Source organism: Paenibacillus sp. FSL W8-1187, assembly GCF_037965485.1.
GTDB classification, from domain to species: Bacteria; Bacillota; Bacilli; order Paenibacillales; family Paenibacillaceae; genus Paenibacillus_O; species Paenibacillus_O pasadenensis.
The window spans coordinates 4,879,890-4,903,574 of sequence record NZ_CP150181.1; the positions used below are offsets into that span (position 1 = coordinate 4,879,890).

The following is a 23,685-nucleotide window of genomic DNA, read 5'->3' on the forward strand; positions in this document are numbered from 1 at the left end:
AAGCTTATTTGTTCAAGGATTCCAGCTTTTTCAGGTTCGATTCGTACGCGGCTTGACGGTAGGCGTCGATCGCTTCCTGCTCGCTGCGGTCCTTCAGGTACTTGTTGAAGATCTCGTCGAATTCGGCATCCGACTTGGCGAGGATCATCTTCGGCAGCGCCTTGCCCCAAGCGCGGGCGTTTTTGCTGCCGGCTACGCCTTCCTTGCTCGTCGCGGCCGGATCGAGGTTGTCGAACTCGGCCATGCTGATCGACTTGCCCTTCGTCCAGTCTTCCATCTGCTTGGCAGGCTCGACGCTAGGCGGCGCCCATTGCAGGTTCATGTTCGTATCCATGAGCATCCAGTACGTATAGGATGCGCCGTATTTCTGGTCGAACGCCGTGCGGTCCTTGTTGAGCAGGTCGAGCACTTCCGGCAGGAACTGGTCTTTGCCGTCGATTGTATCATACGTCACGCCTTTTTCACCAAGGAACATATCCTTGTTGCCCTCTTCGCTCATGAGGTAGCTGAGGAACGCGATCGCGCGCTTTTTGTCCTTGACGTTTTTGGAGATCAGCGTCACCGTCCAGCCGGAGATGCCAGGTCCGGACAGCGTCGGCTGGTCGCCGGCGGCGTTTTTCGGTCCGTCGACGGCGATGTACACCATGTTCGGATCCTTTTGGTACAGCTGCGTGTTCTGGGCGGCGAAGTCGGAGCGCTGGTACAGCATCGCGAAGTAGCGGCCTTGGGCGATCTTCTCTTCCATCTGCGGACGCTTGTCGATGAAGATGTCCTTCGCGAGCAGGCCGTCCTGATTCGCCTGGCGGAACACCTTCAGCCACTTGAGGTATTCCGGATCCTGGCGGCGGTCGTACAGCTTGCCGTCCTTCACTTGCGGGATGGCCAGGAAGTTCTGCAGGTAGCCCTCGAGCGAGTAGTTGCCCGTCTCCGTGAACTCATGCAGGCCGAGCGGGATGAGCGGCTGTCCGTTGACGTCCGGGAACTTCTCCTTCGCCATCTTCAACGCGTTCAGGAAGCCTTCCGGCGTGCTCATGTCCGGCTTGCCGAGCGCCTCGTACATGTCCTTGCGGACGGCGAACGTCTGGTTGGACGTGAAGTTCTCACCGTATTTCTCATAGTCGGCCGGGGAGGACGACGCGTTCGGGTAGCCGTAGACGTTGCCGTCTTCCTTCGTGTACCAGCCGAGCTTGGCCGGATCGGCGACCTTGAAGAAGTACGGATCGTACTCTTCGGCGAGCTTGTTGAGCGGCAGCACCAGCTTGCCCTCGATCATCTTGCGCACGCCTTCCTCGTACCAGCCGAGCGTGATGAAGTCCGGCAGCGAGCCAGAGGCCATCAGCGTGTTCAGCTTCTCGTTCTCGTTGCCAGCCGGCACGATGAAGTTCAGCGAGACGCCGGTCTTCTTCGTGATGTAGTCGGCCGTCGCGTCGCCGCCCCACTTCTTGTTGAACCAGCTGAAGTTCAAGTACCAGTCGAACGTGATCGGGGAGGTATCCTGCTTCCAGGCCGGCTCGTCGCTGGCCGCCGGAGCCGGCGATGCCGAAGCGTCCGTGCCTGCGGTCGGCGCGGGAGACGCCGTGCCGCCGCTGTTCGAGTTGCCGTTGCCGTTCGACGAACAGGCCGCGACGGAGAAGGTCATGGCGAGCGCCAACAGCGTCGTCGCCACCTTGCGCGTAGTTTTCATGTACAATTGCCCCTTTTCTATAAAGAGATAGAAGTGCGATTTATATGATCAATCCCGCGGATTGCGGGAAGGATAACCGAGACGGATCGGCGTCAGCCCTTGAGGGAGCCGACCATGAAGCCCTTGACGAAGTATTTTTGCAGGAACGGATAGACGCATACGATCGGCGCCGTCGTGACGACCATCGTGGCCAGCTTGAGCGACTGGCTGGTCACGGTCTGGGTGACGCCGCTCGGCATCGCCCCCAGCATCTGGTTCGAGCTGGACTGGGCCACGACCCGGTAGAGGAACGTCTGGATCGGCTGCAGGTCCGTGTTGTTGATATAGATCATGCCCGTAAAATAATCGTTCCATTGATAGACGCCGTGGAACAGCGCGATCGTCGCCACGACCGGCATCGACACCGGGATGATGACGCGGGTGAAGATCGTCAGGTCGTTGGCCCCGTCGATCCTCGCCGCCTCCTCCAGCCCCGCCGGAATCTCGCGGAAGAAGCTCAGGAAGATGATGAGGTCGAAGAAGCTGAACGCGGCCGGGATGATGTATACCAGGAAGTTGTCCAGCAGGCCGAGATCGCGGATGAGCAGGTAGTACGGGATCAGGCCGCCGCCGAAGAACATCGTGATCGTGCCGATGATCATGTACAGGTTGCGCCCGATCAGCTCCCTGCGGCTGACCGCGTAGGCGACCATCGCCGTGAACAGGACGTGCACGGGCACGCCGACCAGCGTCTTGGCGACCGTCACTCCCATCGCGGTCATGATGCCCTCGCTGCGGAACACGGCCCGGAAGTTCTCCAGGCTGAATTCGCGAGGGATCCAGTAGATGCCACCGCGCATCGCGTCGGCGCCGTCGTTGAAGGCGTTGACGAGCACGTACCAGATCGGGTACAGCGTCAGGAAGCAGATGATGAGCATGAGCAGCCCGTTGAGGATGCCGAAGGCCGCTTCGCCGGGGGTTTGCCTTTTCAAGGAAAACATCGTGGTCACGGACCTCCTTTAGAATAGCGAGTTGTTGTTGAGCTTCTTGGTGACGTAGTTCGCCATCAGCAGCAGGAACAGCGCGATGACGGACTTGATCAGGTTGACGGCCGTCGAGTAGGAGAAGCGGTTGTCGATCAGGCCGGTCTGGTAGACGTAGTAGTCGATGACGGTGCTCGCCTCGGCGTTGAGCTGGTTGCGGAGCACGAGGATCTGGTCGAAGTTGGAGTTCAGGACGTTGCCGACGGCCAGGATGAACAGGATCGTGATCGTGCCCATGATGGACGGCAGCGTAATGTTGCGCATTTTCTGCAGTCGCCCCGCGCCGTCGATCGTCGCCGCCTCGTACAGCTCCGGCGAGACGCTGCTGATGGCCGCGAGATAGATGATCGCCGACCAGCCGAGCTCCTTCCAGATGTCCGATACGATGATGATGGACCAGAAGTACTTCGGCTCCGCCAGGTAGGTGATCGGAGCGTCGATCACGTTCAGGGAGAGCAGGATCTTGTTGATGATGCCGACGTCCGACAGCCAGGTGGCGAGGATGCCGCCGAGGATGACCCAGCTCAGGAAGTGGGGCAGGTAGGTGATCGTCTGCGTCCATCTCTTGAAGATGACGGAGCGGACCTCGTTCAGCAGCAGCGCGAAGAGGATCGGCAGCGGGAAGCCGATGATCAGCTTGATGAGACTGATGCCGAGCGTATTCTTGATGACGGTCAAGAGCATGTCGTCGCTGAGGAACTCCCGGAAGTTATCGAGGCCGACCCAAGGGGCCATCGACATCGGGAAGATGATGTCATATTCCTTGAAGGCGATGATGATGCCGTACATCGGGATGTAGTTGAACACGACCATCCACGCGACGCCGAGCAGCGCCATCACCTGCAGATACCGCTGACTGTAGATTCTCCTTAGCCGTTTTTTCCATCGTTCGCTGCCCGCCTTCGGGCTGGCCGCCTCGATGCCGGCCTGTGCGCCTGGTTCCATGGTGCTTGCACCTCCGCTTTCCTTGCCTTGCCATGATCGCCGCGGCCGCAAGCGCCGCAAGCTGATTTCCGTATCGTCATTGTAAGCGCTTGAGATGTCGAAAAATAGGCTCCTCATTCTAGGTAGGGTTACTATTTTTCAGGTGGCGAAGACGCGGCGGCCGCGCCTGCGGAGCGTGGCCCATGAACAACCTCAGCGTCATGTCCGAAAGCCGTCGACGCAGCAAGGAGTCAGGCAAAGGGATCGTCTAGCCCTAACGATACCCAGCGTCGCTATCGGCCCGTTTTTCGGCGGTTTTTCTGGCTAACGATACTGAGCCGTCTTATTTGCCCCGCGCTGGCCTTGCAAGCGCCTCAACGGAAGAAATAGCGCTTCTGAGTTTTGGTAGAGTTTTGAGAACAAGCTTTGGGGGCCAAATAGCGTCGCGCCGTTTCGTTGCTTCTTCCTGCTTCCGAGTCTCGGCCTCCATAGAGCCGCCGCTCCCGGGCGAACAGGAAAAAGCCGCCGGGACGCCCGGCGGCTCGTGCAAGCGGCGCTCAATAATGGCCGCTGCTCAGGTATTTCTCGGTGAGCGAGGCGAGGACGCCGATGCCCACTTCGTTGTGGCCGCCCTCGGGAATGATGAGGTCGGCGTATTTTTTGGACGGCTCGATGAACGCCTCATGCATCGGCTTGACCGTCTGCATGTACTGGTCGTGGATCGAGTGGATCGAACGGCCGCGCTCCTCGATGTCGCGCAGCACGCGGCGCAGGATGCGCACGTCCGGATCGGTGTCGACGAACACCTTGATGTCGAGCAGACCGCGCAGCCCTTCGTCCGACAGGACATGCAGCCCTTCGATCATGACGATGCTGCTCGGCAGAAGCGTCACCGTCTCGTCCGACTTGCGCGCGTGCATCGTAAAGTCGTAGACCGGCGCTTCGGCCGCCACTCCCCGCTTCAGCTGCTGAAGATGCTCGACGAGCAGCTCGTTTTCGAACGCGAAGGGATGATCGTAGTTGATCTTCTCCTTCTCGGCGAACGTCAGCTCCGGCCGATCCCGATAGTAATTGTCTTGCGAGATGAACGTCACGTTGCCGGTCCCCATCCGCTCGATGACCGACCGGGCCACGGTCGTCTTGCCCGACCCCGTGCCGCCTGCGATACCAATGATAAGCATGTAGCTGCGCTACCTCCCCGAATTTGTTGCAATTCCCGTAGTGTAGCATATCGGGGAGGGATTTTCATCTGTCGATTCCGTGTCCAACGCCGATTGGATCCAATTGCGCCAGCCTAATAAATCGTTGCCGTTCCTGCCCTCAGCCGGGAGCGGCCAGGAGCCCGGCAATCGGCGGCAGCCTACAGGCTTTTGCTCCACTCCGCCACTCGCCGCGAGCTTTCCTCCTCGGACAGGTCCTCGACGCGAGTCATGATCGACCATCGGATTCCGAACGGATCGAGGATGCTGCAGTAGCGGTCGCCGGATACGAAGTTCGCCGTCGGCTCCCGGACGGTCGCCCCGTGCCGGACAGCCAGCTCGAGAGCTCGGTCGACGTCGGGGACGTAGACGCCGAGCGAGTAGCAGGCGTCGCCTCCGCCGGGCGGCGGAACGAGATGATAGTCCGGATTGGCCGCTCCCAGCTGCAGATACCCGTTGCCGAAGTCGATGTCCGCGTGCACGATGAACGAATTGCCGTCGGTGCCGACATCCGTCACGCTTTTCGTCTTGGCTCCGAAGACAGCTTCGTAGAAGCGAATGGCTTCGGCCGGATCGCTGACGACGATGAACGGCGTCAGGGCGGAGTAGCCGTGCGGTCTCCCGTTCGTCGTATGCTCGCCTGTAGCGCCGCTGGTGCTCACATTATGGTCCATCCTAATTCCACCTCTCGTTATGATCGACGCCGGATGGCCGGAACCCCGTTGCGGCACCGCCGCGCGGCCCATCGCGATCTCGGCTGGACGTCTGATAGTCTCGATTATAGAGAACGAGATGTTCGGGATATTGTAAAAAAGCGACAACGGTCGGACAGCGGTTTCAATCGTCGCTTCCCTGGGGGAGACGCGCGCGGGACTACCATTTGAATGTGATCGGGCTACCGTTTCAATCTACGCTCCCCAGCGGGGAGCGACGGCAGCGGCGCATGCCATTGACTTCTACCGTCACCTGTTTCAATCCATGCTCCCCAGCGGGGAGTGACAAAGCGCGCTGCCGCAGATCATGACGCTGCAGGATCCGTTTCAATCCACGCTCCCCTGCGGGGAGCGACTTACTTCACGTTGAAAAAAAGAGCCGAGCGGCTGCAGTTTCAATCCACGCTTCCCTGAGGGGAGCGACCAGCGGCGTTTCCTTGTAAGTGTTTGTCGCCGGATCGTTTCAATCCACGCTCCCCAGTGGGGAGCGACTCGACTTTTACGATACCGACCTCCCCCTGCAGCAGTTTCAATCCACGCTCCCCAGTGGGGAGCGACATTCGCGCCGTCTTGTTGATGAGGGAGAGCAGTTGTTTCAATCCACGCTCCCCAGTGGGGAGCGACCGCGGCGAACCTCCGCGAATCCCCCGGGGATTTCATGGGAGCTTGCCATTCGCACCAGCTCCGTCTCATAAAATCAGCGGTCCATCCATGTCATAGGAAGCCTTGGCTCCAACATGCTCCACCTTGCTCTTATACCTATCACCCAGGTTATAAAACCGCAAGCTGTCCGTAGCGGGATCAATCAGCTCCTCCAGAGCATACCGCAGCCGTCGGAATTGCGAAGCATCCACAACGCATTCAAATACGGAGTTCTGAACCCGCTGTCCGTAATCCTGGCATGTCTTCGCCACCTTGGACAGCCGCCTCCGTCCATCGCTCGTCGTAGTGCTCACATCATAGGTTATCAGAACAAGCATCGAGCGCTCTTCTCCTTCCTACTTCCAGAAAAAAGGCGGGTACTCTTCCAGATCGCCGCGAATGGTCCGCGCCAGCAGCATCGCTTGAGCATGCGGCACGAGCCCCCATGGGATGGATTCATTCAAATAAGGATGAACGATCTTCTCTTGCTTCCGCTCCTGCCATTGCTTCAATACGGTCCGTCTGGTGTCGTCATCCATCAGGACGGCTCCATTTTCCTTGCGGGTGAAACCGCCCGCGGTGACGATTTTTTTGTTAATGAGCGTCAAGACGAACCGATCCGCATAAACCGATCGCAGCTCCTCCATCAGATCGAGAGCCAGTGAAGCTCTCCCTGGCCGATCTCGGTGCATGAAGCCGACATACGGGTCAAGACCTGCCGCTTCCAGCGCCGCCCTCATTTCGCTGGCAAGCAAGGAATACGCGAAAGAAAGCAGCGCATTGACATTATCGAGCGGAGGCCGCTTACTGCGGCCATGGAAGAAAAACGCTTCCTTTTGCTGGAGAATCAATTCATCAAAAACGCCGCTATACTGCGCAGCCCCTGAGCCCTCCAGCCCACGCAGCACATCGAGATCCTCGACATGCGGCACAAGGCCGATCAGCTCCGTCAGCGAAGCGCTCACCCGCTTCAAAGCCGTACTGTCCAGTCGCAGCGAATAATCTCGAATCGCCCTTTCCAGCACCCATTTCGTGTTGTACAGCTTGCCGACAATCATATTGCGAGCCATGAGGGCGCTGCGCCGCTCATCGTCGGAAATGCGGTATTGCTCCTTGCGGAGCACGACATTGCCCCTCGCCTCGCCCACGATTCGGGCTAGAAACCGTCCGCTTTTCGTCATAAACGTAAGGTCAACGCCTTTTTCGGCACATGATCCCATGAGCGCCGGACTGACGCCTGCATAACCGAACGTGCATATCCCTTCCAGATTATGCAGCGGATAACGCGCCAGCGTCTTTTCCTCCAAACGTACGACGACGTTCTCCCCGTCCTTGGACAGATAGGTGTCCGGCGTCGTCACATACAGCGTGTTGAGCATCTTCCTCATCGCCCCGCTGCTCCTTCCTCCAGCAGATGCCGATCTATATAATCCGATACGGCTCGTTTCGTCATGAGCTCGGGCATGCAGATCTGCTTGAGCGAGCAGCTTTCACAATGCGGGCCTGTTTTCACTTTGGGCGTGTGCCGCCGCTCGTAGTAGCGATGCATCTCGGCAATGGAGGCTTTTACTCTTTCTCTGTCCGCATCGCTTATGTCAATTTCGACCCGCCTCTTGATCTCGTCGTAGTAAAAGTACCCTGTCGAAATCTCGCAAGCGAGCATTTCCTCCAAACAAATTACTTGAGCGACAAGCTGAGAAAAGTCCGAATCGTTCTTTTTCGGCTTGCCGCGCTTATACTCGATTGGATATGGCTTGTACAAGCCATCCTCACCCGCCAACGGAATCCCTTCGGAATCGCGTACAAACTCAACCACGTCGCAGATGCCGCTCAGTCCCAGCTCTCGGGAATGGACCGGCATCGCCCGCACGACGAGACGCTCGCCGCGCTTCTCGCGAAGCTGCGGCTGATCCGCTACCCGATGCACGTGCTCTCCTTCGATCGTCCGGACATTGTCTGCCCACTGCTGTTCGATATGAATTAATGCCCATTGCCTGCGGCAGAAATTAAAATGCTGAATACCGGAAAGAAGGAGGAAATCCTCCTCCTTAAAGTCCGGCATATTCTTGCACGTCCAGCCCTTCCAGCGGCTCAACTTTAATAACGTAGTCATCGAACTTATTCGGTGCTACAACACCTTCTCTCCACGAAATCTCCAAAGACCGATGCACCTTGGCCGATGAATATTGTCCCAGCTTGGAGCCGTGCTCCCACCAGTAGACGCGGTGCACCTCCATGCTGCCGTCCGGGCGAGCGGAAGACGTATCGTTTTCGAACAAGGAGATCAGCGCTTCCCGAATTTTCAGCGCGTCCTCGTAGGTGAAGCCGGTGCGCTCTGCCAGCTGCACGTTGATGCTTCCCTTTGTCACATAGACGCCAAAGTCCACGCGATGCTTCATGCCCATCGTGTCCGAACCGCGCTTGTCCGGGTCGTTGGAAGTCGTCAGATTGACGCTTTTTGTGATTTGAAGACTCGAAATGTCGATCGGGTCGAGGCTGACGGCCGTATGCAGCGACACCGGTCCCCGAACCCCGATGGATACGGCATCATTGCTGCCCGGGAAAGCAAAAACTTGGCCGAAGCTGCGCACATCGATCCAAGACTCGCAGGCCGCTTTGGCAAACAGCTCCGCATTTTTCTTTTTGCCTTTCATGAACTCCTGCGCATCGGCGTTGGCCTCGACACGGTCCTTGATGCTGCGGAAGGAATCGGTCCGACGGTCATCCGATTGAACGAGAATGGATTCTCCCATGTCCTGCAGCCGGTTGCGGATCTTCCGCTTCAAGCATACATCCGAAATCTCGCCTTTGCCTTCATAGTTTTGGCGAGGGCGGTTTCCGTTGAGCGGGTCCCCGTTCGGATTTGCATTGCGAACGGACAGGACAACGGCAAAGTCGATTTTCTTATTCAACGGTTGCATTTAGATCGTCTCCTTTTAATGGGGGTAAGATGATTAAAGGTCGAAATTAATGATCGCCAGACGCATCAGTCATCCAGATCCGCATCGTCCTCTTCTTTCCCTTCACCATCCAGTTGTTTCCGCTTCTGGTAGAGCTCGTGGCGCTGACTGTAAAAGCCGAGGAGATAAAGCCCGCTCAGGGACTGATCGGAGTAGTCCTTTTCCGGGTCAAGCTGGGCTCCGATCTCGTCAAGAAGCCCATTGAGATAACTGGCCTTCACGCCGAGCTTGGCCTGATAAGGCTGAAGCGCGGATTGGATCACCATCCATGTCCGGCCTGGCTTTTGGGCGAATGCGTTCATGTAGCGGATGGCATTCGTGGCTCTTCTCTCCTCCTTGCTCAGCGCTCTGCGTTCCAGGACATCCGCCACGGCCAGCATCCTTCCGAACAAATAACTGCGGTCCTTCAAATCCTTATTCACGGCCACTTCGAATCCCTCCTTGGAATTGGAATAGCTTCTGTTCACTATTGCGCATGCGATGCCGAGCGTCTTCTCCCACTCCCACGGCTCCATGCCGACCGGATTGGAGGCTCGGGCAATGAGGCTCCTCACGATATCGCTCGGAATTCGGGCTCCGTCCAAGATGCAGGGCAGCATCCGCTCGATCAAGCCTTTCACCACTTTCTCACTGGCTCGCGGACCGTACGCCGCGAAGGCAATATCGCGAGTTGCCGGCGCGCTCATGAAGACTGCCGTCTTTCCGTCTTTGCGGTAATACTGCAGCCAGCAGCAGGATAGGTGCCAGGCTTCAATCCGTTGCAGAAAATGCTCCTTCTCCATATCCCGATAGTAGTTGATGGACATCCTTCCCGGTGTCGCGGCATCCAGCACCATGATGACGACATCGGAATGATCGGCATCTGTGTCATGCCGGTAACCGCTGAGACCGAGGCGCACCCGCTCGGCGAATGCAGCATGGGTGTAGGCAAGCTCTGGCTCGTCTTCCTCTTCATCGTCATCGTCATCGTAAAAGTCCGATGAGTCCGCATACGGGTCCGGCACATCCAAGCTTTTTGTCCCCCAGACGACAAACGTTTTGCCGTCAATGGCAAAGGCTTGGCGGTCGATCAGCCATTTCAAGGCGTTATGGGCTTTTTGAGACACCTCATAACTGACCGCGGCCGCATCCCGGCTGCTGAGGAAGCGCCCCCGATAGGTGAATCCGGAGCTGTCATTGGCCGAGATCAGCTTGGTTTTGTCCCCCGAATTCCGGATGCGGGAAGCATGCTTGTCCGCATAGGGCAGAAGTTTCCCTGTTACATAACAAAGCTCTGTATCCTGCAGCTTGGTGTCATAAAACCGGATGAACGATTGCTGGACTTCCGGCATCCGCCACAGCCGCTGCTCTGCCACTCCAGGCACTTCCACCGCGAACCGCACAAATGCGGCATTCTGGCCGGAAGCGAGCGCCTTGAAAATGTCCGGCCTGTCGACTCCGTGAAGCTCGGCCAATTCAGGCGTCCACTTTTCCGCCAGCTGCCCCTCTGCATCCAGCCAGAGCACCTTCTCTCGCACCAGGTCCGCAATCATCGTTCCTTGCCGGACATAGTTGTAGACACTTTGAATGACCGGTACCGCAAAAGGAGACGAGCACCATTCCTGCAGATGCTTCAAGTAATCCTCATATGGAGTGAACTTTTCATTGGTCGGGGGACAAAACTGCCCGTAATCTCCTGCCACATACATCAGTTTGTCATGCAGCGGGTAGGGAACCGGGGCGCTCGTCCGACTTGCAGAGGCTTCGGTGCATGGGATAATCGTGCTGCCCTCTCCCTTTTCAAGTGGTCTTGCTCGACTAAAGGATCCATCCAGGTTTAGATAGATCTCAATATGCGCGGTTTGGGTCGTATGCGAGACAGGCAGCAGCGTATATTCCCGATCAAAATGATTTTTTTCAAATATTCCGACCGATTTTGAATGATTGTCATACGTTTCGCTCAGTTTCGTCAGCCAGGTCATTGGTCAGCCTCCTTCCTCTCCGAATAATTCCGCGTAGAGATCGTCGGCCGACTCCATGTTCCCCGGTTCAAACCGCTTGATGCTGCCGCTTCCCGTTTTGCGCACCATCGTGCAGTCCTCCGGACGATCAAATTTGATGACCCCGTATTCCATCTTGGCCCGCCATAAGCGGGTCAGCATGTCGGAGCTGCCGGTCTCGTCCGGATAGCTGATGCCATGAACCATCGTGCCGAAGGCGAGCTCGGCGACCTGATCGTAATGCCCTTCCCCCGAGCCGAACTCGCATGCCTCGACATAGCCTTGGCATTCCCTCGTTCCGAGGAAGATGTCTCGCCTGCCGCCTGCTGCAACAGCTCGTTTGGCGATGTTGTGATGCTTATGCTCATTGCGGTCCTGCTCCAGATCGGAGCGATGAGGGTTGAACTCGAAATGAGCTCTCACCTGATAGCGCACGTTGCGCAGATAGGTGTAGTAGGCCAAGGTATTGCCGCCGCTGTACTCGATCGGCTTGATGCCTTTAGATTCGGTCTGGATCGGATTCATGACCCGCACTTCGTCGATGTACCAAATGAGGGTGGGCTTCCAGTAGATCGATTCGGTAATCCCCTTCAAAGCCTGATAGGTCGGAATTTGATAGCTGAACTTCTCTCCGCCGATTTTGGTCAAGGGATCGGTAAATAAGGCATACGCGCCCGTTACTTCATATTCAATTTGATTCCGCAAAAGGAGGGCCTCCTTTCTTATAATGAATCTCCCAAAGGAACATGCATGAAATCTCAGGTTGAACCAATCAGACTCATAATGAGTCGCTTCCTTAACCAACCCCTTGTATTATCTTCTAATAATTATATTATGGAAGATTCTCTTAATGATAGCATCATCATAAGACCTAGTTCAATTTTTGTCAACATATGGATGTCCCCTTTTGGACTCCATCTAACGATGTGTTAAGATTGTGTCGTCGCCTTCCCTTGGAGGCGCGGATTGAAACCATAAGAGCATGATCAGAAGAAGAAACCCGCTCCTAAACGAGCGGGCTATTCTTTTTTCTAGGCAATCATGATATTAAAGCATCCCACAGCCCATTCCCTTCCGGATCAATGCCGTACTCCTCGGAAAAAGCCGTCGGGCTAAGCGCCAGCACCCTGCCCTGCTGCAAGAACTCCAGATGGCTTCCCCGGTCGAGCTGCCTAAGCTCCTGGTCATATAACGTGACCGTATACTTCTGGGCTCTGCGCAGCAGATCTCCGATTTCACTTGGCTGCAAGGAGCCATTCAAATCAAGAATGATATTAACGGCCTCGCTGTCGTAAGGCACGATGACCGACTTGCCTGCGTTGGAGATGACCTCGAAATAATGCTCTACCGAGGCAATGGCATTCCGAGTGCGCAAGGGAGGGCCGATCTGGTTTTTAATCTCAAACTGCTTGATGGCGACTTGGTTCTTATTCAACAATTCAAACAAGCTGATTTCCTGACCCACTCGGTAATCCATTTGTCCCTGAATGCTTTCGATTCGCTTATAGTAATAGTGGAAATACATCTGTATCGCGGGGAGGGATAGACGGTCGTTCTCGAAGCGCTGTGGATCCTTTTTGAATTCGCTCAGCAATCGCTCCGTCTGTTCTGCTGCCATCTTAATTTCCGGCAGGTTGCTTAAATGCTCATCTGCCGCACGAATAATATCGACATATCTTACCTCGTCCTCTCCGTGCCGATTGCATCGTCCCGCCGCCTGAGCAATGGAATCCAAGCCGGCCAGCGACCGAATGACGCCCTGGAAGCTGATGTCCACCCCTGCCTCGATAAGCTGGGTGCTGATGCAAATGACGCGATTGGCCGGGTTCTCCAACTGCTCCTTGATTTCCTCCAGCTTCGCTTTGCGATGCTCGGGGCACATAATCGTACTGAGATGGTAGAGTCGAACTCCCTCCAATTGCGTCCACGACTCATTTTTCAATTGCTGAAAAAGCTTGCGTACCGCAGCCTTCGTGTTCAGGACGACGAGCAACTGATTGATCTCCTTCATCCGGCCCTGGACAAAATCAGCCAGCTGCTCCGTATTCAAAGCCCCTCTGCCCGTTTCGTCTCTTAGCTCGACACGCTTGAAAGCGGTCATGACATCCGGAAGATCCCGAATCATCTCCGGATCGAGAGACAGGTGGATATTCCGCTTCACATACTGCAGTGCCGGCTGCGTTGCCGTACAGAGGACCAGCGTCGACCCGCAGATTTCGTGCAAAAAATTAACGGAAGCATTGAACAAGGAGATGCAGCGGGAAGGAACGGCTTGGACTTCGTCAAAAATAACGACCGAGTTGGCGAGCTGATGCAGCCGCCTTACATGGCGGGAGCCCTTGGCGTAGAAGGTATTGAGGAATTGCACCATCGTGGTAAAGATGACAGGGCGATCCCAGGTGTCTTGAGCGAGGCTAAGCTTTTCCTTCTGCAGGACAAAGCTTTCGTCGCATTCCTTGTCATCGATTTTATCGGATTGTAAAGACCGCAAAGCCTTTTTCAAATCCCGATCATCCGCGACGTTGGAATGATGCTCCAGAACAAGATCAGGATCAGACACAAGCTCGCGCACGACCTTCACGTTTTGTTCAATGATCGTTGTGAAAGGCACGATATAAATGATGCGTTCTTTTCCGGTCTCGAGAGCATGACGGAGCGCGTAACGAAAGCTTGCCAGCGTCTTGCCGCCGCCTGTCGGGATAGACAGCGTATAGACTCCGGATGGCCGCTCGACCGCAAAAGCGTCGCATTGGTTCGACATTTCTCGTCGCAACCGATTCAATGGCGATTGCGATTGTTCCGATTTGCCCAGCTCATTGAGCTTGGCCGACAGCTTCTCATAGGTTTCACGGAAAAAAGCCTGATGATCAAAAGGCTCTCTTTCCGACTCGTTCTCGTCGAATTGACGGGTTTTGGTCCGATCGGCGTCAATCAGGCAACTGAACAAATATTTTATCGCGAGGGAATGAGTCACGCGCTTTTCACTGGACTTGAGCTTGAGCTTGCTTAATCGCAGCATAAGATCATTCAATTCTTCTCTCGCCTTAGCGAAATAGGAATGGAGTTCCTGCTCGCTTATCGTATGAGCTAAAAATTCCTCGACGGTTCGTTCATACTCCGGTAATTTCTCTAGCGGAGTCGACATCCGCTCCAGAAAAGGAGATTTTCCATCGGGACTCAAGTAATCCTTCAACCCGCCATGGTGAGATACGATGCAATTGGCGATCCATTCCGCGACAAACTGATCCAATGGTTCAGAAGATTCACGGTGGAATTGCTCGTAAAGCCACTTCCCGCCTGCTGTCGAATGGACGACCGAGCCCCTTCGAGGCGGCGAATCAGGATTTGCCACTGCCTCTTCCAGATAGGTTCTGAATTCGGTCGTGTATTTCCCCATGTCATGCAGCAGTCCTGATAAACCGGCGAGATGCTTCATTCCAATTTTTTCGCCTAGCTTTTCGGCGTAAAGCCTGACGGCCATGAGATGGTCGTGCACGCTCTCGCGGCGGCCGTCCGACTTCCGAATATGGGCGATGTACTCGGGAATAGGACTATTTTCTTGATCTCTCATTACCGCACCTCCTTAAAGGACTTTAGACCCAATACTAATAACCTATTCTAGTCGTATACTTCAACATAATCACACACAATCCTCCTTTTATCTTTTATTTTCCCAATTTTTCTTTATCCCTCCCCTATAGGGCATTTATTGAAATATGATCTTGCAGAAAAAGCTTGGCTCGATCGGAATCATTGCTTATGATGAGGACAAGAGCGGGAGTGCGAATGCCAAGCTCCCATGGAATCCCTGGGGGATTCGCACCTCGAAAATTGTCGAAATGAATGCCATTTCACCTTAATTAATGATTGTCAAGATCTTTCCTATGTCTAATCAGTATAGGAACTGGCTAGTTTATACCCCAAGGGGTATGGAAGCGTTATTTTTTGCTGTCGCTCCCCGCTGGGGAGCGTGGATTGAAACCGACGATCCCCTGGGGTGGGAAAGCGACGAATCTCGTCGCTCCCCGCTGGGGAGCGTGGATTGAAACCGCGAAGCGAACGGCCTGGACAGCGTCCTGACGCTGTCGCTCCCCGCTGGGGAGCGTGGATTGAAACTTGCCGAAAGTGATTTCAGAGTAGCACGCCGACGCGTCGCTCCCCGCTGGGGAGCGTGGATTGAAACTCGATCAGGTTGATCGCCCTCTCGACCTGTCCCTGTCGCTCCCCGCTGGGGAGCGTGGATTGAAACTGACTTTGCAGCTGCATTTGCCGCTCGTGCTGTTGTCGCTCCCCGCTGGGGAGCGTGGATTGAAACATCCATGTCGTTTTGTCCATGAGAGCCAGAAGCTGTCGCTCCCCGCTGGGGAGCGTGGATTGAAACCAGACCTCGTACAGCGCAAGCAGCCCGGTAACGATCGTCGCTCCCCGCTGGGGAGCGTGGATTGAACCATTTGGCTTGATCCGTCGACGGGCGTGGCGCCGGTCGCTCCCCGCTGGGGGGAGCGTGGATTGAAACTATTATTTGACTTTTATTTTAACTCTAGGATTTTTGTCGCTCCCCGCTGGGGAGCGTGGATTGAAACAGACCCCCTTTACGTTTGGGTGTGCACATGAGCCGTCGCTCCCCGCTGGGGAGCGTGGATTGAAACCGTCCACGTCAGCCGGATGCTCATGGCGTCATCCGTCGCTCCCCGCTGGGGAGCGTGGATTGAAACTGCGCGGTGCTCTCCCACTGCATGGCCTCGTAGTGGTCGCTCCCCGCTGGGGAGGGGGGATTGAAACTACTCAAGGAGGATACCCATGAAAAAGACTGACATCCGTCGCTCCCCACTGGGAAGCGTGTGAATTGAAACAAAGCTCACTTGAAATTCCAAAGTTCCAAAATTCCAAAATAAATACGCTCCCCAGCGGGGAGCGTAAACCGAAACAACCAATATGACAACGCGAAGAAGCAGACTACGCAGGTCTCGCCTGAGGGCATCGGTTAACACAGAACTCCGCTGATGCCGGTCGCCGAACCACGGGCAGCTTCCCCCGTCACTCCCCGCCTTGGCTCTCATACTTGCTCCGCAGCCGCCGGACCGCGTCCATCAGCTCGCGCCCCGCGAGCTTCTCCGCCTGTCCGTACAGCGGCTCCCACAAGTCCATCCACTCGCGTCGCTCCGCCTCTCCCAGGTCGATGATGCTCATCAGGCGGCCGCTCCTCATTTCCGCCAGCTCCTTGCGGCTCATTTCCCGCGCACTCTCGTTGGCCCACCCGGTCGTCTCCCGCATCGCCTCTTGGATGATGCCCTGCACATCCGACGGCAGGCTTTCCCAGAACGAGAGGTTCATCACCACGGCGTACCCGAGGTACGCATGATTGCTGACCGTCATATAGTTTTGCACCTGATAGAACTTCTTGCTGTAAATATTCGTGATCGTGTTCTCCCCGCCGTCGACCGTCCCGCTTTCGAAAGCCTTGTACACGCTGTTGAACGGAATATCCGCCGTAGCCGCTCCCAAAGACCGGAACTGCGCGTCGATGATCGGGCTAGGAAGGATGCGGAATTTTAGGCCGCGGAAATCCTGCGGATGCTCCAAAGGCCGATCGCTCGCGGTCATCTGCTTGAATCCGTTGCCCCAGAAGGCGAGTCCGATCATCCCTCGGCTCTCCAGCCGCTTGAACAGCATCGAGCCGACTTCGCCGCCGAACGCCTCCTCCACCGCCTTTTCCGTGGGGAAAGCGAAGGGCAGGTCCATGACGCTCCACTCCGGCATGCGGGTCGACAGATTGGAGAAGGCCGGAGCGATCATCTGCACATCCCCGCGCGCCAGCGCAGCCTGCTCGTCCGGCTCCGTGTACAGCGTTCCGTTCGGAAACAGCTGCACCTGCACCTTGCCTCCGGACTTCTCCTCCACCAGGTCCGCGAACCGCTGCGCGGCGAGCCCCTTCGGCGTGTTCTCCGCGACGACATAGCTGAACTTGATGACATGCCTGCCGCTGAAGCCCGTCTGTTCGTCGTCCACCGGCAGCGGGCCGGGCAGCTTGTATCCCCCAAGCCAGAAGATCGTCAGCACGGCGGCAGCAGCCAGCAGCAGCCCTCCGCCCCATAGCTTGAATCGCCATTTCCCCATTCCGACACGAGCCCCCCGTCCTAGCCTGTTTGGACATCATCTTACCCTATCCGCCCTCTTTTGCAGAAGCCCTTGGCCGAATTCCCCGCCGGTTTGCATGCCTCAAGCTCTGGTGTATGATGAGGAAAAAGAGGCGCCGCTCTTATTCCAACGCAAGGAGACAGGCCCGACCATGCTGAAGCAGCTTAAAATCAATTGGAAAATCGCCCTGCTCTCCTTTGGCGTCGTGCTGTTCGCGCTTGCTGCCGGCGGCGGCGTCGCAGTCGGCAGCATTCTCCACCTGCAGGAGAAGGAGCTCGGCAGGCGGCTGCTCGTCACCGCCAAGACGGCGGCCAGCCTTCCGGTTATCGTCGCCGGCCTGGAGGATGCGGCCCTGCAGCCCAAGCTGCGGGAGGCCGCCGAAAAAATCGGCATCATCCATGACGCCACCTATGTGGTCGTCTTGGACATGCAGCATAAGCGGCTGTCGCATCCGGTTCCGGACCGGGTGGGCACCTTTTCCAGAGGAACCGACGAAGGACCGGCATTCGCCGAGCACAGCTATGTCTCCAAGGCAAAGGGCGAGCTCGGCACCGCGCTGCGCGCCTTCGTCCCGGTCATGGACAGCATGCATGTGCAGATCGGCACGGTTCTGGTCGGCCGGGTCCTCCCCTCGCCGAGGGAGGTCATCCTGCCCTTCGCCGGGCAAATCTCCACTGTCCTGCTGCTGTCGCTGCTCGTCGGCCTGGCCGGCTCATGGGCGCTCGCGAGGCAAATCAAAAAAGAGATGTTCGATATGGAGCCGCTGGAAATCGCGCGGCTGCTGATGGAGCGGGATGCGACGTTCCACGCGATGCATGAGGGCGTCATCGCCATCCATAACGACGAGCGGATTGCCGTGTTCAACGAACGGGCCCGACAGATTTTCCATATCGGAGGCGACGTGGTCGGGCGGCCGATCCGCGACGTTCTCCCCGATACCCGGCTGCCCGAGATTCTAGAGCTGGATGCTCCGGTCTACCAGCAGGAAATCTTCATCGGCGGCCAGCATATCGTCAGCAACCGCGTGCCGATCCGCGTGCAGGGGCATACCGTCGGTGCCGTCGCCATCTTCCAGGACCGGACCGAGGTCGCCCGGATGGCGGAGGAGCTGACCGGGGTCAAAGCGCTCGTAGAGACGGTAAGGGTTCAGAACCATGAATATATGAACCGCCTGCACACGATCGGCGGGCTGATCCAGCTTGGACAAGGCGAAAAAGCTCTTGATTACCTGTTCCGCATGTCGGACGAACGCGAGCAGCTGAACCGGTTTCTCGGCACCCGTTTTTTCCATGACAGCCTGACGGGCTTGCTGCTCGGCAAGATCAGCCGGGGCCGTGAGCTCGGCATCGACGTGAGGATCGATCCGCACAGCCGGCTGCAGCGGTTTCCCAAGCATCTCGACCATCATGACTTCGTCGTCCTGCTCGGCAACCTGATTGAAAACGCCTTCGATTCGCTGGCGTCCGCTCCGGAGCCCCGGCGGGTGCTCGTCAGCCTCGAGCAAGACGACGAGCAGCTCTCGATGCTGGTGGAGGACAACGGCTGCGGCATGGACGAGCTCGTCCGCCAGCGCATGTTCGAGCGCGGCTTCAGCACCAAGCCCGGAGACGGAAGGGGCATCGGCATGTTCCTCATCGCCGGCATCGCGGAGAAAGGCGGCGGAACGATCCGGGTCGAATCCGCGCCTGGCGCCGGCGCGTCCATCACGCTGAGCTTTCCGATGACAGAGGAGAGTCGGCCGAAGAAAGGAAGAAGCGAGCATGAAGAGGATTAAGGTCGTCCTGATCGAAGACGATCCCATGGTGCGCGAGGTGAACCGGCAGTTCGTGGAATCGGTAGAGGGCTTCCATGTCACCGGCACCGCATCCAGCGGACGGGAAGGCATGGAGCTGATCCGCCAGATGAACCCGGACCTCGTCATTCTCGATATTTACATGCCGGGCCTCGACGGAATCCAGACGCTCCGGCAGCTGCGCAGCGAAGGCCATGCCGCCGGCGTCATCGTCATCAGCGCCGCCAACGACCGGGACACGATCCGCTCGATGGTGCAAGGCGGTGCGGATGACTACATCATGAAGCCGTTCAAGGCGGAGCGCGTGCGGGAAGCCCTGCTGCGCTGGCGCCAGCGCAGCAGGCAGCTCGCCGACGGCGGCCAGCTGGATCAGGGCGAGCTGGACCGCTTCCTGCACGGTCCCCTATCCGCGTCAGCCTCCGCGCCTGCCTCCGACAACGGAGGCAGCCTGCCGAAGGGATTGCAGGCCGCAACGCTGGAGCATATCCTGCGTTATCTCGCGCTGCAGGAGGAAGCCGTATCGGCTGAGAGCGTCGCCGAGAATGTCGGCATCGCCCGCGTTACCGCCAGACGGTATTTGGAGCATCTGGCCAAGAGCGGCCAGCTCCGCCTTCAGCTGCAATACGGCCTCGGCAGGCCGGTCAACCTTTATTCTCTGGACAAAAGCTGAGCTACATGCCTCATCGAGAACCGCAGCCGCCCCGGCTGCGGTTTTTTGCTTTCCGGCAGAGCGATCGGCTCCCCTCGGACGACCTGCTCCCCCATGACCATAAAGACCAAAACAACCATTATGACCGCATGCTAGCGCTTTCAATTGAAAGCGATATCATGAAAGGCAGACCCGCTTTCCAACCCTGAACCTTATCTTATATCCATGAAAAGGATGTGCCGTCCTATGTCCATCCCCGCAGGAGCTTCCACGCCGATCATACTCCGGCTGGAGCTCAGCCGCTCCACCGCTTCGTTCGCCCAGATCGCTACCGTCATCGGCGATACCGGGGGCGATATCGTCGCGATCGACGTCACCCGGTCGGACGCCGCCTCCACCGTGCGCGACCTGACCGTCAACGTGTACGAACGGAGTCATGCCGACCGGATCGCAGCGGCCGTCGGCCGGCTGCCGGGCGTCCGCGTGCTGCAGGTATCCGACCAGACGTTCCTCCTCCATATCGGAGGCAAGATCGAAACGACGCCCAAGACGCCGATCAAAAATCGGGACGATCTGTCCCGCGTCTATACGCCCGGAGTGGCAAGAGTGTGCATGGCCATTCATGAAAAGCCGTCGCGCGCCCATACGCTGACCATCAAGCGCAACACGATCGCCGTCGTCTCCGACGGCTCGGCCGTGCTTGGCCTCGGCAATATCGGACCGCAGGCCGCGATGCCGGTCATGGAAGGCAAGGCCGTCCTGTTCAAGCAGTTCGCCGGGGTGGATGCGTTCCCGATCTGCCTGAACACGCAGGACACCGAAGAAATTATCGCAATCGTCAAAGCGCTGTCCCCGACCTTCGGCGGCATCAATCTGGAGGACATCTCCGCTCCGCGCTGCTTCGAGATCGAACGGCGGCTGGCGGAGGAGCTCGATATTCCTGTCTTCCACGACGACCAGCACGGCACCGCCGTCGTGCTGCTGGCCGGCTTGCTCAATGCCGTCAAGCTTACCGGCAAGACGCTGGAGTCGTGCAAGATCGTCGTATGCGGCATCGGCGCCGCCGGCACGGCCTGCTCCAAGATGCTGATGGCCGCAGGCGTGACCAACATCATCGGCGTGGATCGCGAGGGCGCCCTCGTCCCCGGCAAGAGCTACGCCAACGAATTCTGGCAGTGGTATGCCGACAACTCCAATCCTTTCCGGCTCGAGGGCAGCCTCTCCGACGTGATCGAGGACGCGGACATCTTCATCGGCGTCTCCGGTCCCGGCGTGCTGAAGGCCGAGGATTTGAAAAAAATGGCCGTCGACCCGATCGTCTTCGCGATGGCGAACCCGACTCCCGAAATTCTGCCGGAGGAGGCCGCGCCTTACGTCCGCGTCATGGCGACAGGCCGCTCCGACTATCCGAACCAGATCAACAACGTGCTCTGCTTCCCGGGCATCTTCCGCGGCATCCTCGACTGCCGCGCCTCCCGCGTCACGGAGGAGATGAAGCTCGCTGCCGCCAAAGCGATCGCTTCCGTCGTGACGGACGAGGAGCTGAACGAGCAGTATATCATTCCGAGCGTGTTCAACCACCTGGTCGTGGAGAGGGTGCGCGAGGCGGTCATCGAAGCGGCGTACGCCTCCGGCGTCGCCCGCAAGGAAACTCCCTCCAAGCCGAGGGCTTCGTCTCCGACTCCGATCTAAGGACCGCCATCCGCCATCAAGCCTGACCATCGACCAGCCCAGAAAGAGGGATTCCGATGAAAATCAACTTCAGAAACCTGACGGTCCAGGTGCTGACCGCCATCGTGATCGGCATCGCCATCGGGTATTTCTTCCCGAGCTTCGGGGCTTCGCTCAAGGTGCTCGCCGACGTCTTCATCAAGCTGATCAAAATGGTCATCACTCCGATCGTGTTCTTCACGATCGTCATCGGCTTCGCCGGCATGGGCAGCATGAAAAAGATCGGCCGCATCGGCGGCAAAGCGCTGCTTTACTTCGAGCTCGTCACCACCTTCGCCATGGCGATCGGCATCGCTGTCGCCTTCCTGATCCGTCCCGGCGACGGCATCGACACCTCCGGCGTCGACAGCAAGTCCGATGCGGTAGCCGGCTACGCGCAGCAGGCTTCCGAAACCTCGCATGGCTTCAAGGACTTCCTGCTCGGCATCATTCCCGACAACGCGATCGCTGCCATGGCGAGCGGACAGATGCTGCCGGTGCTGTTCTTTTCCGTCCTGTTCGGCCTCGCGCTTTCCATGATCGGCGAGAAAGGCCGTCCGGTGACCGAGTTTTTTGAGAAGCTGAACGAGATCTTCTTCAAAATCGTCGGCATCATCATGAGGTTCTCTCCGTATGCGGCAGGCGGAGCGATGGCCTATACGATCGGCAAATTCGGTCTCGGCTCCCTGCTGTCGCTGGGGAAAATGATGGTCGCGACGTACATGACCATGTTCCTGTTCATCATCGTCATACTCGGCCTGATCGCCCGCTACTACAAGTTCAGCATCTTCGGCCTGATCCGCCACATCAAGGAGGAGATCCTGCTCGTGCTCGGCACCTCCTCCTCCGAGTCCGCGCTGCCTCGCCTGATGAACAAGATGGAGACCTACGGCTGCTCCAAGCCCGTCGTCGGGCTCGTCGTTCCTACCGGCTACTCCTTCAATCTGGACGGCACCAGCATCTACCTCTCGATGGCGGCGCTGTTCATCGCCCAGGCTTATGGCATCGAGCTGACGCTCCTCCAGATTCTGACCTTCCTCGGCGTGCTCATGCTCACTTCCAAAGGAGCGGCAGGCGTGACCGGCTCCGGCTTCATCACGCTTGCGGCTACGCTGGCCGCTCTGCCCGGCCATCCGATTCCGCTCGAGGGCATCGCGCTGCTTATCGGCGTCGACCGCTTCATGTCGGAGGCCCGCGCCATCACGAACCTGATCGGCAACTCGGTGGCGACCGTCGTCATCGCCAAGAGCGAAAATCAGTTCCAGTCCTCCAAGGAGCCTGGCCTAGCAACAGGGACTGCTGCCGGCCATTCCGCTTCTGTCGAAGCTTGAGCCGGGCGGGACCGGATTCGCTTCCCGGCACGTCATGCCGCTCTTGCGTATCCCGCCGTCTACCCCGCCAGCTCCGCCTGCACCTGCACCCGCCGCTCCGCGCGCTGCTCGGGCGTCAGCATCGGGCAGGTGTAGCACTTCTGGCCGCCCTCGCGCTGGTCGTACAGGCAGCAGGACGACTGCATCATGAGCTTGTCGCCGCCGGTCGGGTACGGATTGTCGCAATACCGCGCCTTATGGACGAACGGGTTGCGCCTCGTGCCGAACGCCTCCGCCGGGATGCCCTCGGCGAGCACGCGGAAGGCAAGCGCCATGCGCTCCCGCACCGGCTCGGGCAGCGGCATCGTGCCGGCGAACTCCTTCATGTACTCGCTCATGGCGCCGTACTGCTGCCAGATCGCCGCGGCCTTCAACCCCGACGCCTCCGACACGGCCTCGACCGCCGGCCTGACAAACGACCGCACATAGTCCGTCCACGCCGCCGCCAGCAGCTCCTCCGCCCGTTCGGACGGAACCGGCTGAGGCAGCAGCTCCTTGATGCGGAAGCCGAGATGCGCATGATCGTCATGCGCCTCGACCTGGAACGTCAGCCGCTCCGGCGACAGGTCGAGGATCGACTCGTACATCGCATACAGATAAGCCTGCGTCAGCAGCAGCTTGCCGATCGTCGTCCCGACGAACGAAGCGGGCAGCGCCCGGCTCGTCGCCTGCACGGTCGCGCCTCCGAGATCCAGCGCCCCGCCGAGCGACTCCGCGTCGAAGAAGCGGTCCGCGTCCATCTCGAACAGAGGCTCGTCCGCCCCCTCCGGGGAGATATGGTAATACATCTTGATGATGCCGAAATCGAAGCTTGCCGTCTCTTGCGCCACGCCGATCACCTCGTCCACATAATGCCTTTCCTTCCTTCAGCTTACCACAACGGCTTCAGCCAAAAAAACAGAG

General features: G+C 58.0%; 18 protein-coding genes and 2 CRISPR repeat arrays. Of the genes, 4 read left to right on the plus strand and 14 right to left on the minus strand.

Features of this window, described 5'->3' with window-relative positions:
• Positions 1-4: 4 nt before the first annotated feature.
• The 13 genes from NYE40_RS21110 to NYE40_RS21170 all read right to left on the minus strand — a co-directional run bounded on the left by NYE40_RS21110 (position 5) and on the right by NYE40_RS21170 (position 17,240).
• Positions 5-1,684, minus strand: a complete 1,680-nt coding sequence (locus NYE40_RS21110) for an extracellular solute-binding protein (RefSeq protein ID WP_028598649.1) — start codon at positions 1,682-1,684, stop codon at positions 5-7.
• A gap of 92 nt (positions 1,685-1,776) precedes the next feature.
• Positions 1,777-2,664, minus strand: coding sequence for a carbohydrate ABC transporter permease (locus tag NYE40_RS21115; protein WP_153784360.1), 888 nt, complete (start codon positions 2,662-2,664; stop codon positions 1,777-1,779).
• Between the two features lie 18 nt (positions 2,665-2,682).
• A complete protein-coding gene (locus NYE40_RS21120; RefSeq protein ID WP_339278903.1) occupies positions 2,683-3,651 on the minus strand; it encodes an ABC transporter permease subunit in 969 nt (322 codons plus the stop codon).
• A gap of 536 nt (positions 3,652-4,187) precedes the next feature.
• Positions 4,188-4,811 carry a uridine kinase gene (gene udk / locus NYE40_RS21125; RefSeq protein WP_153784361.1) on the minus strand — a complete coding sequence of 208 codons (624 nt, stop codon included), beginning with the start codon at positions 4,809-4,811 and terminating at the stop codon, positions 4,188-4,190.
• A 179-nt stretch (positions 4,812-4,990) separates the two neighbouring features.
• Positions 4,991-5,503 (minus strand): VOC family protein, encoded by a 513-nt coding sequence (locus NYE40_RS21130; RefSeq protein ID WP_339278904.1) that lies wholly within the window; start codon positions 5,501-5,503, stop codon positions 4,991-4,993.
• A 160-nt stretch (positions 5,504-5,663) separates the two neighbouring features.
• A CRISPR array of direct repeats spans positions 5,664-6,166; the repeat unit is 32 nt; unit sequence GTTTCAATCCACGCTCCCCAGTGGGGAGCGAC.
• Positions 6,167-6,231: 65 nt separating this feature from the next.
• Positions 6,232-6,522, minus strand: a complete 291-nt coding sequence (cas2, locus tag NYE40_RS21135; protein ID WP_028598644.1) for a CRISPR-associated endonuclease Cas2 — start codon at positions 6,520-6,522, stop codon at positions 6,232-6,234.
• Positions 6,523-6,540: 18 nt separating this feature from the next.
• Positions 6,541-7,572 (minus strand): type I-C CRISPR-associated endonuclease Cas1c, encoded by a 1,032-nt coding sequence (gene cas1c, locus NYE40_RS21140; RefSeq protein WP_028598643.1) that lies wholly within the window; start codon positions 7,570-7,572, stop codon positions 6,541-6,543.
• Positions 7,569-8,246, minus strand: a complete 678-nt coding sequence (gene cas4, locus NYE40_RS21145; protein ID WP_028598642.1) for a CRISPR-associated protein Cas4 — start codon at positions 8,244-8,246, stop codon at positions 7,569-7,571. The genes cas1c and cas4 overlap by 4 nt, the downstream gene beginning before the upstream one ends.
• Complete coding sequence (gene cas7c, locus NYE40_RS21150; protein WP_028598641.1) at positions 8,233-9,105, minus strand: type I-C CRISPR-associated protein Cas7/Csd2; 873 nt, start codon at positions 9,103-9,105, stop codon at positions 8,233-8,235. Before cas7c ends, cas4 begins: the two co-directional genes overlap by 14 nt.
• A 65-nt stretch (positions 9,106-9,170) precedes the next feature.
• Positions 9,171-11,105 (minus strand): type I-C CRISPR-associated protein Cas8c/Csd1, encoded by a 1,935-nt coding sequence (cas8c, locus tag NYE40_RS21155; protein ID WP_028598640.1) that lies wholly within the window; start codon positions 11,103-11,105, stop codon positions 9,171-9,173.
• A gap of 3 nt (positions 11,106-11,108) precedes the next feature.
• Positions 11,109-11,828 (minus strand): type I-C CRISPR-associated protein Cas5c, encoded by a 720-nt coding sequence (gene cas5c, locus NYE40_RS21160; protein ID WP_028598639.1) that lies wholly within the window; start codon positions 11,826-11,828, stop codon positions 11,109-11,111.
• Positions 11,829-12,162: 334 nt separating this feature from the next.
• Positions 12,163-14,694 carry a CRISPR-associated helicase/endonuclease Cas3 gene (locus NYE40_RS21165; RefSeq protein WP_028598638.1) on the minus strand — a complete coding sequence of 844 codons (2,532 nt, stop codon included), beginning with the start codon at positions 14,692-14,694 and terminating at the stop codon, positions 12,163-12,165.
• A gap of 379 nt (positions 14,695-15,073) precedes the next feature.
• Positions 15,074-15,974: a CRISPR direct-repeat array (repeat unit 32 nt; unit sequence GTCGCTCCCCGCTGGGGAGCGTGGATTGAAAC).
• Positions 15,975-16,160: 186 nt separating this feature from the next.
• Positions 16,161-17,240 (minus strand): DctP family TRAP transporter solute-binding subunit, encoded by a 1,080-nt coding sequence (locus tag NYE40_RS21170; RefSeq protein WP_028598637.1) that lies wholly within the window; start codon positions 17,238-17,240, stop codon positions 16,161-16,163.
• A 172-nt stretch (positions 17,241-17,412) separates the two neighbouring features.
• On the opposite strand from NYE40_RS21170, the gene NYE40_RS21175 reads away from it, so the two are divergent.
• The 4 genes from NYE40_RS21175 to NYE40_RS21190 all read left to right on the plus strand — a co-directional run bounded on the left by NYE40_RS21175 (position 17,413) and on the right by NYE40_RS21190 (position 22,743).
• Positions 17,413-19,035 (plus strand): sensor histidine kinase, encoded by a 1,623-nt coding sequence (locus NYE40_RS21175; protein WP_043111209.1) that lies wholly within the window; start codon positions 17,413-17,415, stop codon positions 19,033-19,035.
• Positions 19,022-19,723 carry a response regulator gene (locus tag NYE40_RS21180; protein WP_028598635.1) on the plus strand — a complete coding sequence of 234 codons (702 nt, stop codon included), beginning with the start codon at positions 19,022-19,024 and terminating at the stop codon, positions 19,721-19,723. The genes NYE40_RS21175 and NYE40_RS21180 overlap by 14 nt, the downstream gene beginning before the upstream one ends.
• Positions 19,724-19,948: 225 nt before the next feature.
• Entirely contained in the window at positions 19,949-21,394 is a 1,446-nt protein-coding gene (locus NYE40_RS21185; protein WP_028598634.1) for an NAD-dependent malic enzyme, read from the plus strand.
• A gap of 56 nt (positions 21,395-21,450) precedes the next feature.
• Positions 21,451-22,743: a dicarboxylate/amino acid:cation symporter gene (locus NYE40_RS21190; RefSeq protein ID WP_028598633.1), complete on the plus strand. Its 1,293-nt coding sequence runs from the start codon at positions 21,451-21,453 to the stop codon at positions 22,741-22,743.
• Positions 22,744-22,802: 59 nt separating this feature from the next.
• Here NYE40_RS21190 and NYE40_RS21195 read toward each other — a convergent pair whose 3' ends face one another.
• Positions 22,803-23,630, minus strand: a complete 828-nt coding sequence (locus NYE40_RS21195) for a (2Fe-2S)-binding protein (protein ID WP_028598632.1) — start codon at positions 23,628-23,630, stop codon at positions 22,803-22,805.
• Between the last annotated feature and the right edge of the window lie 55 nt (positions 23,631-23,685).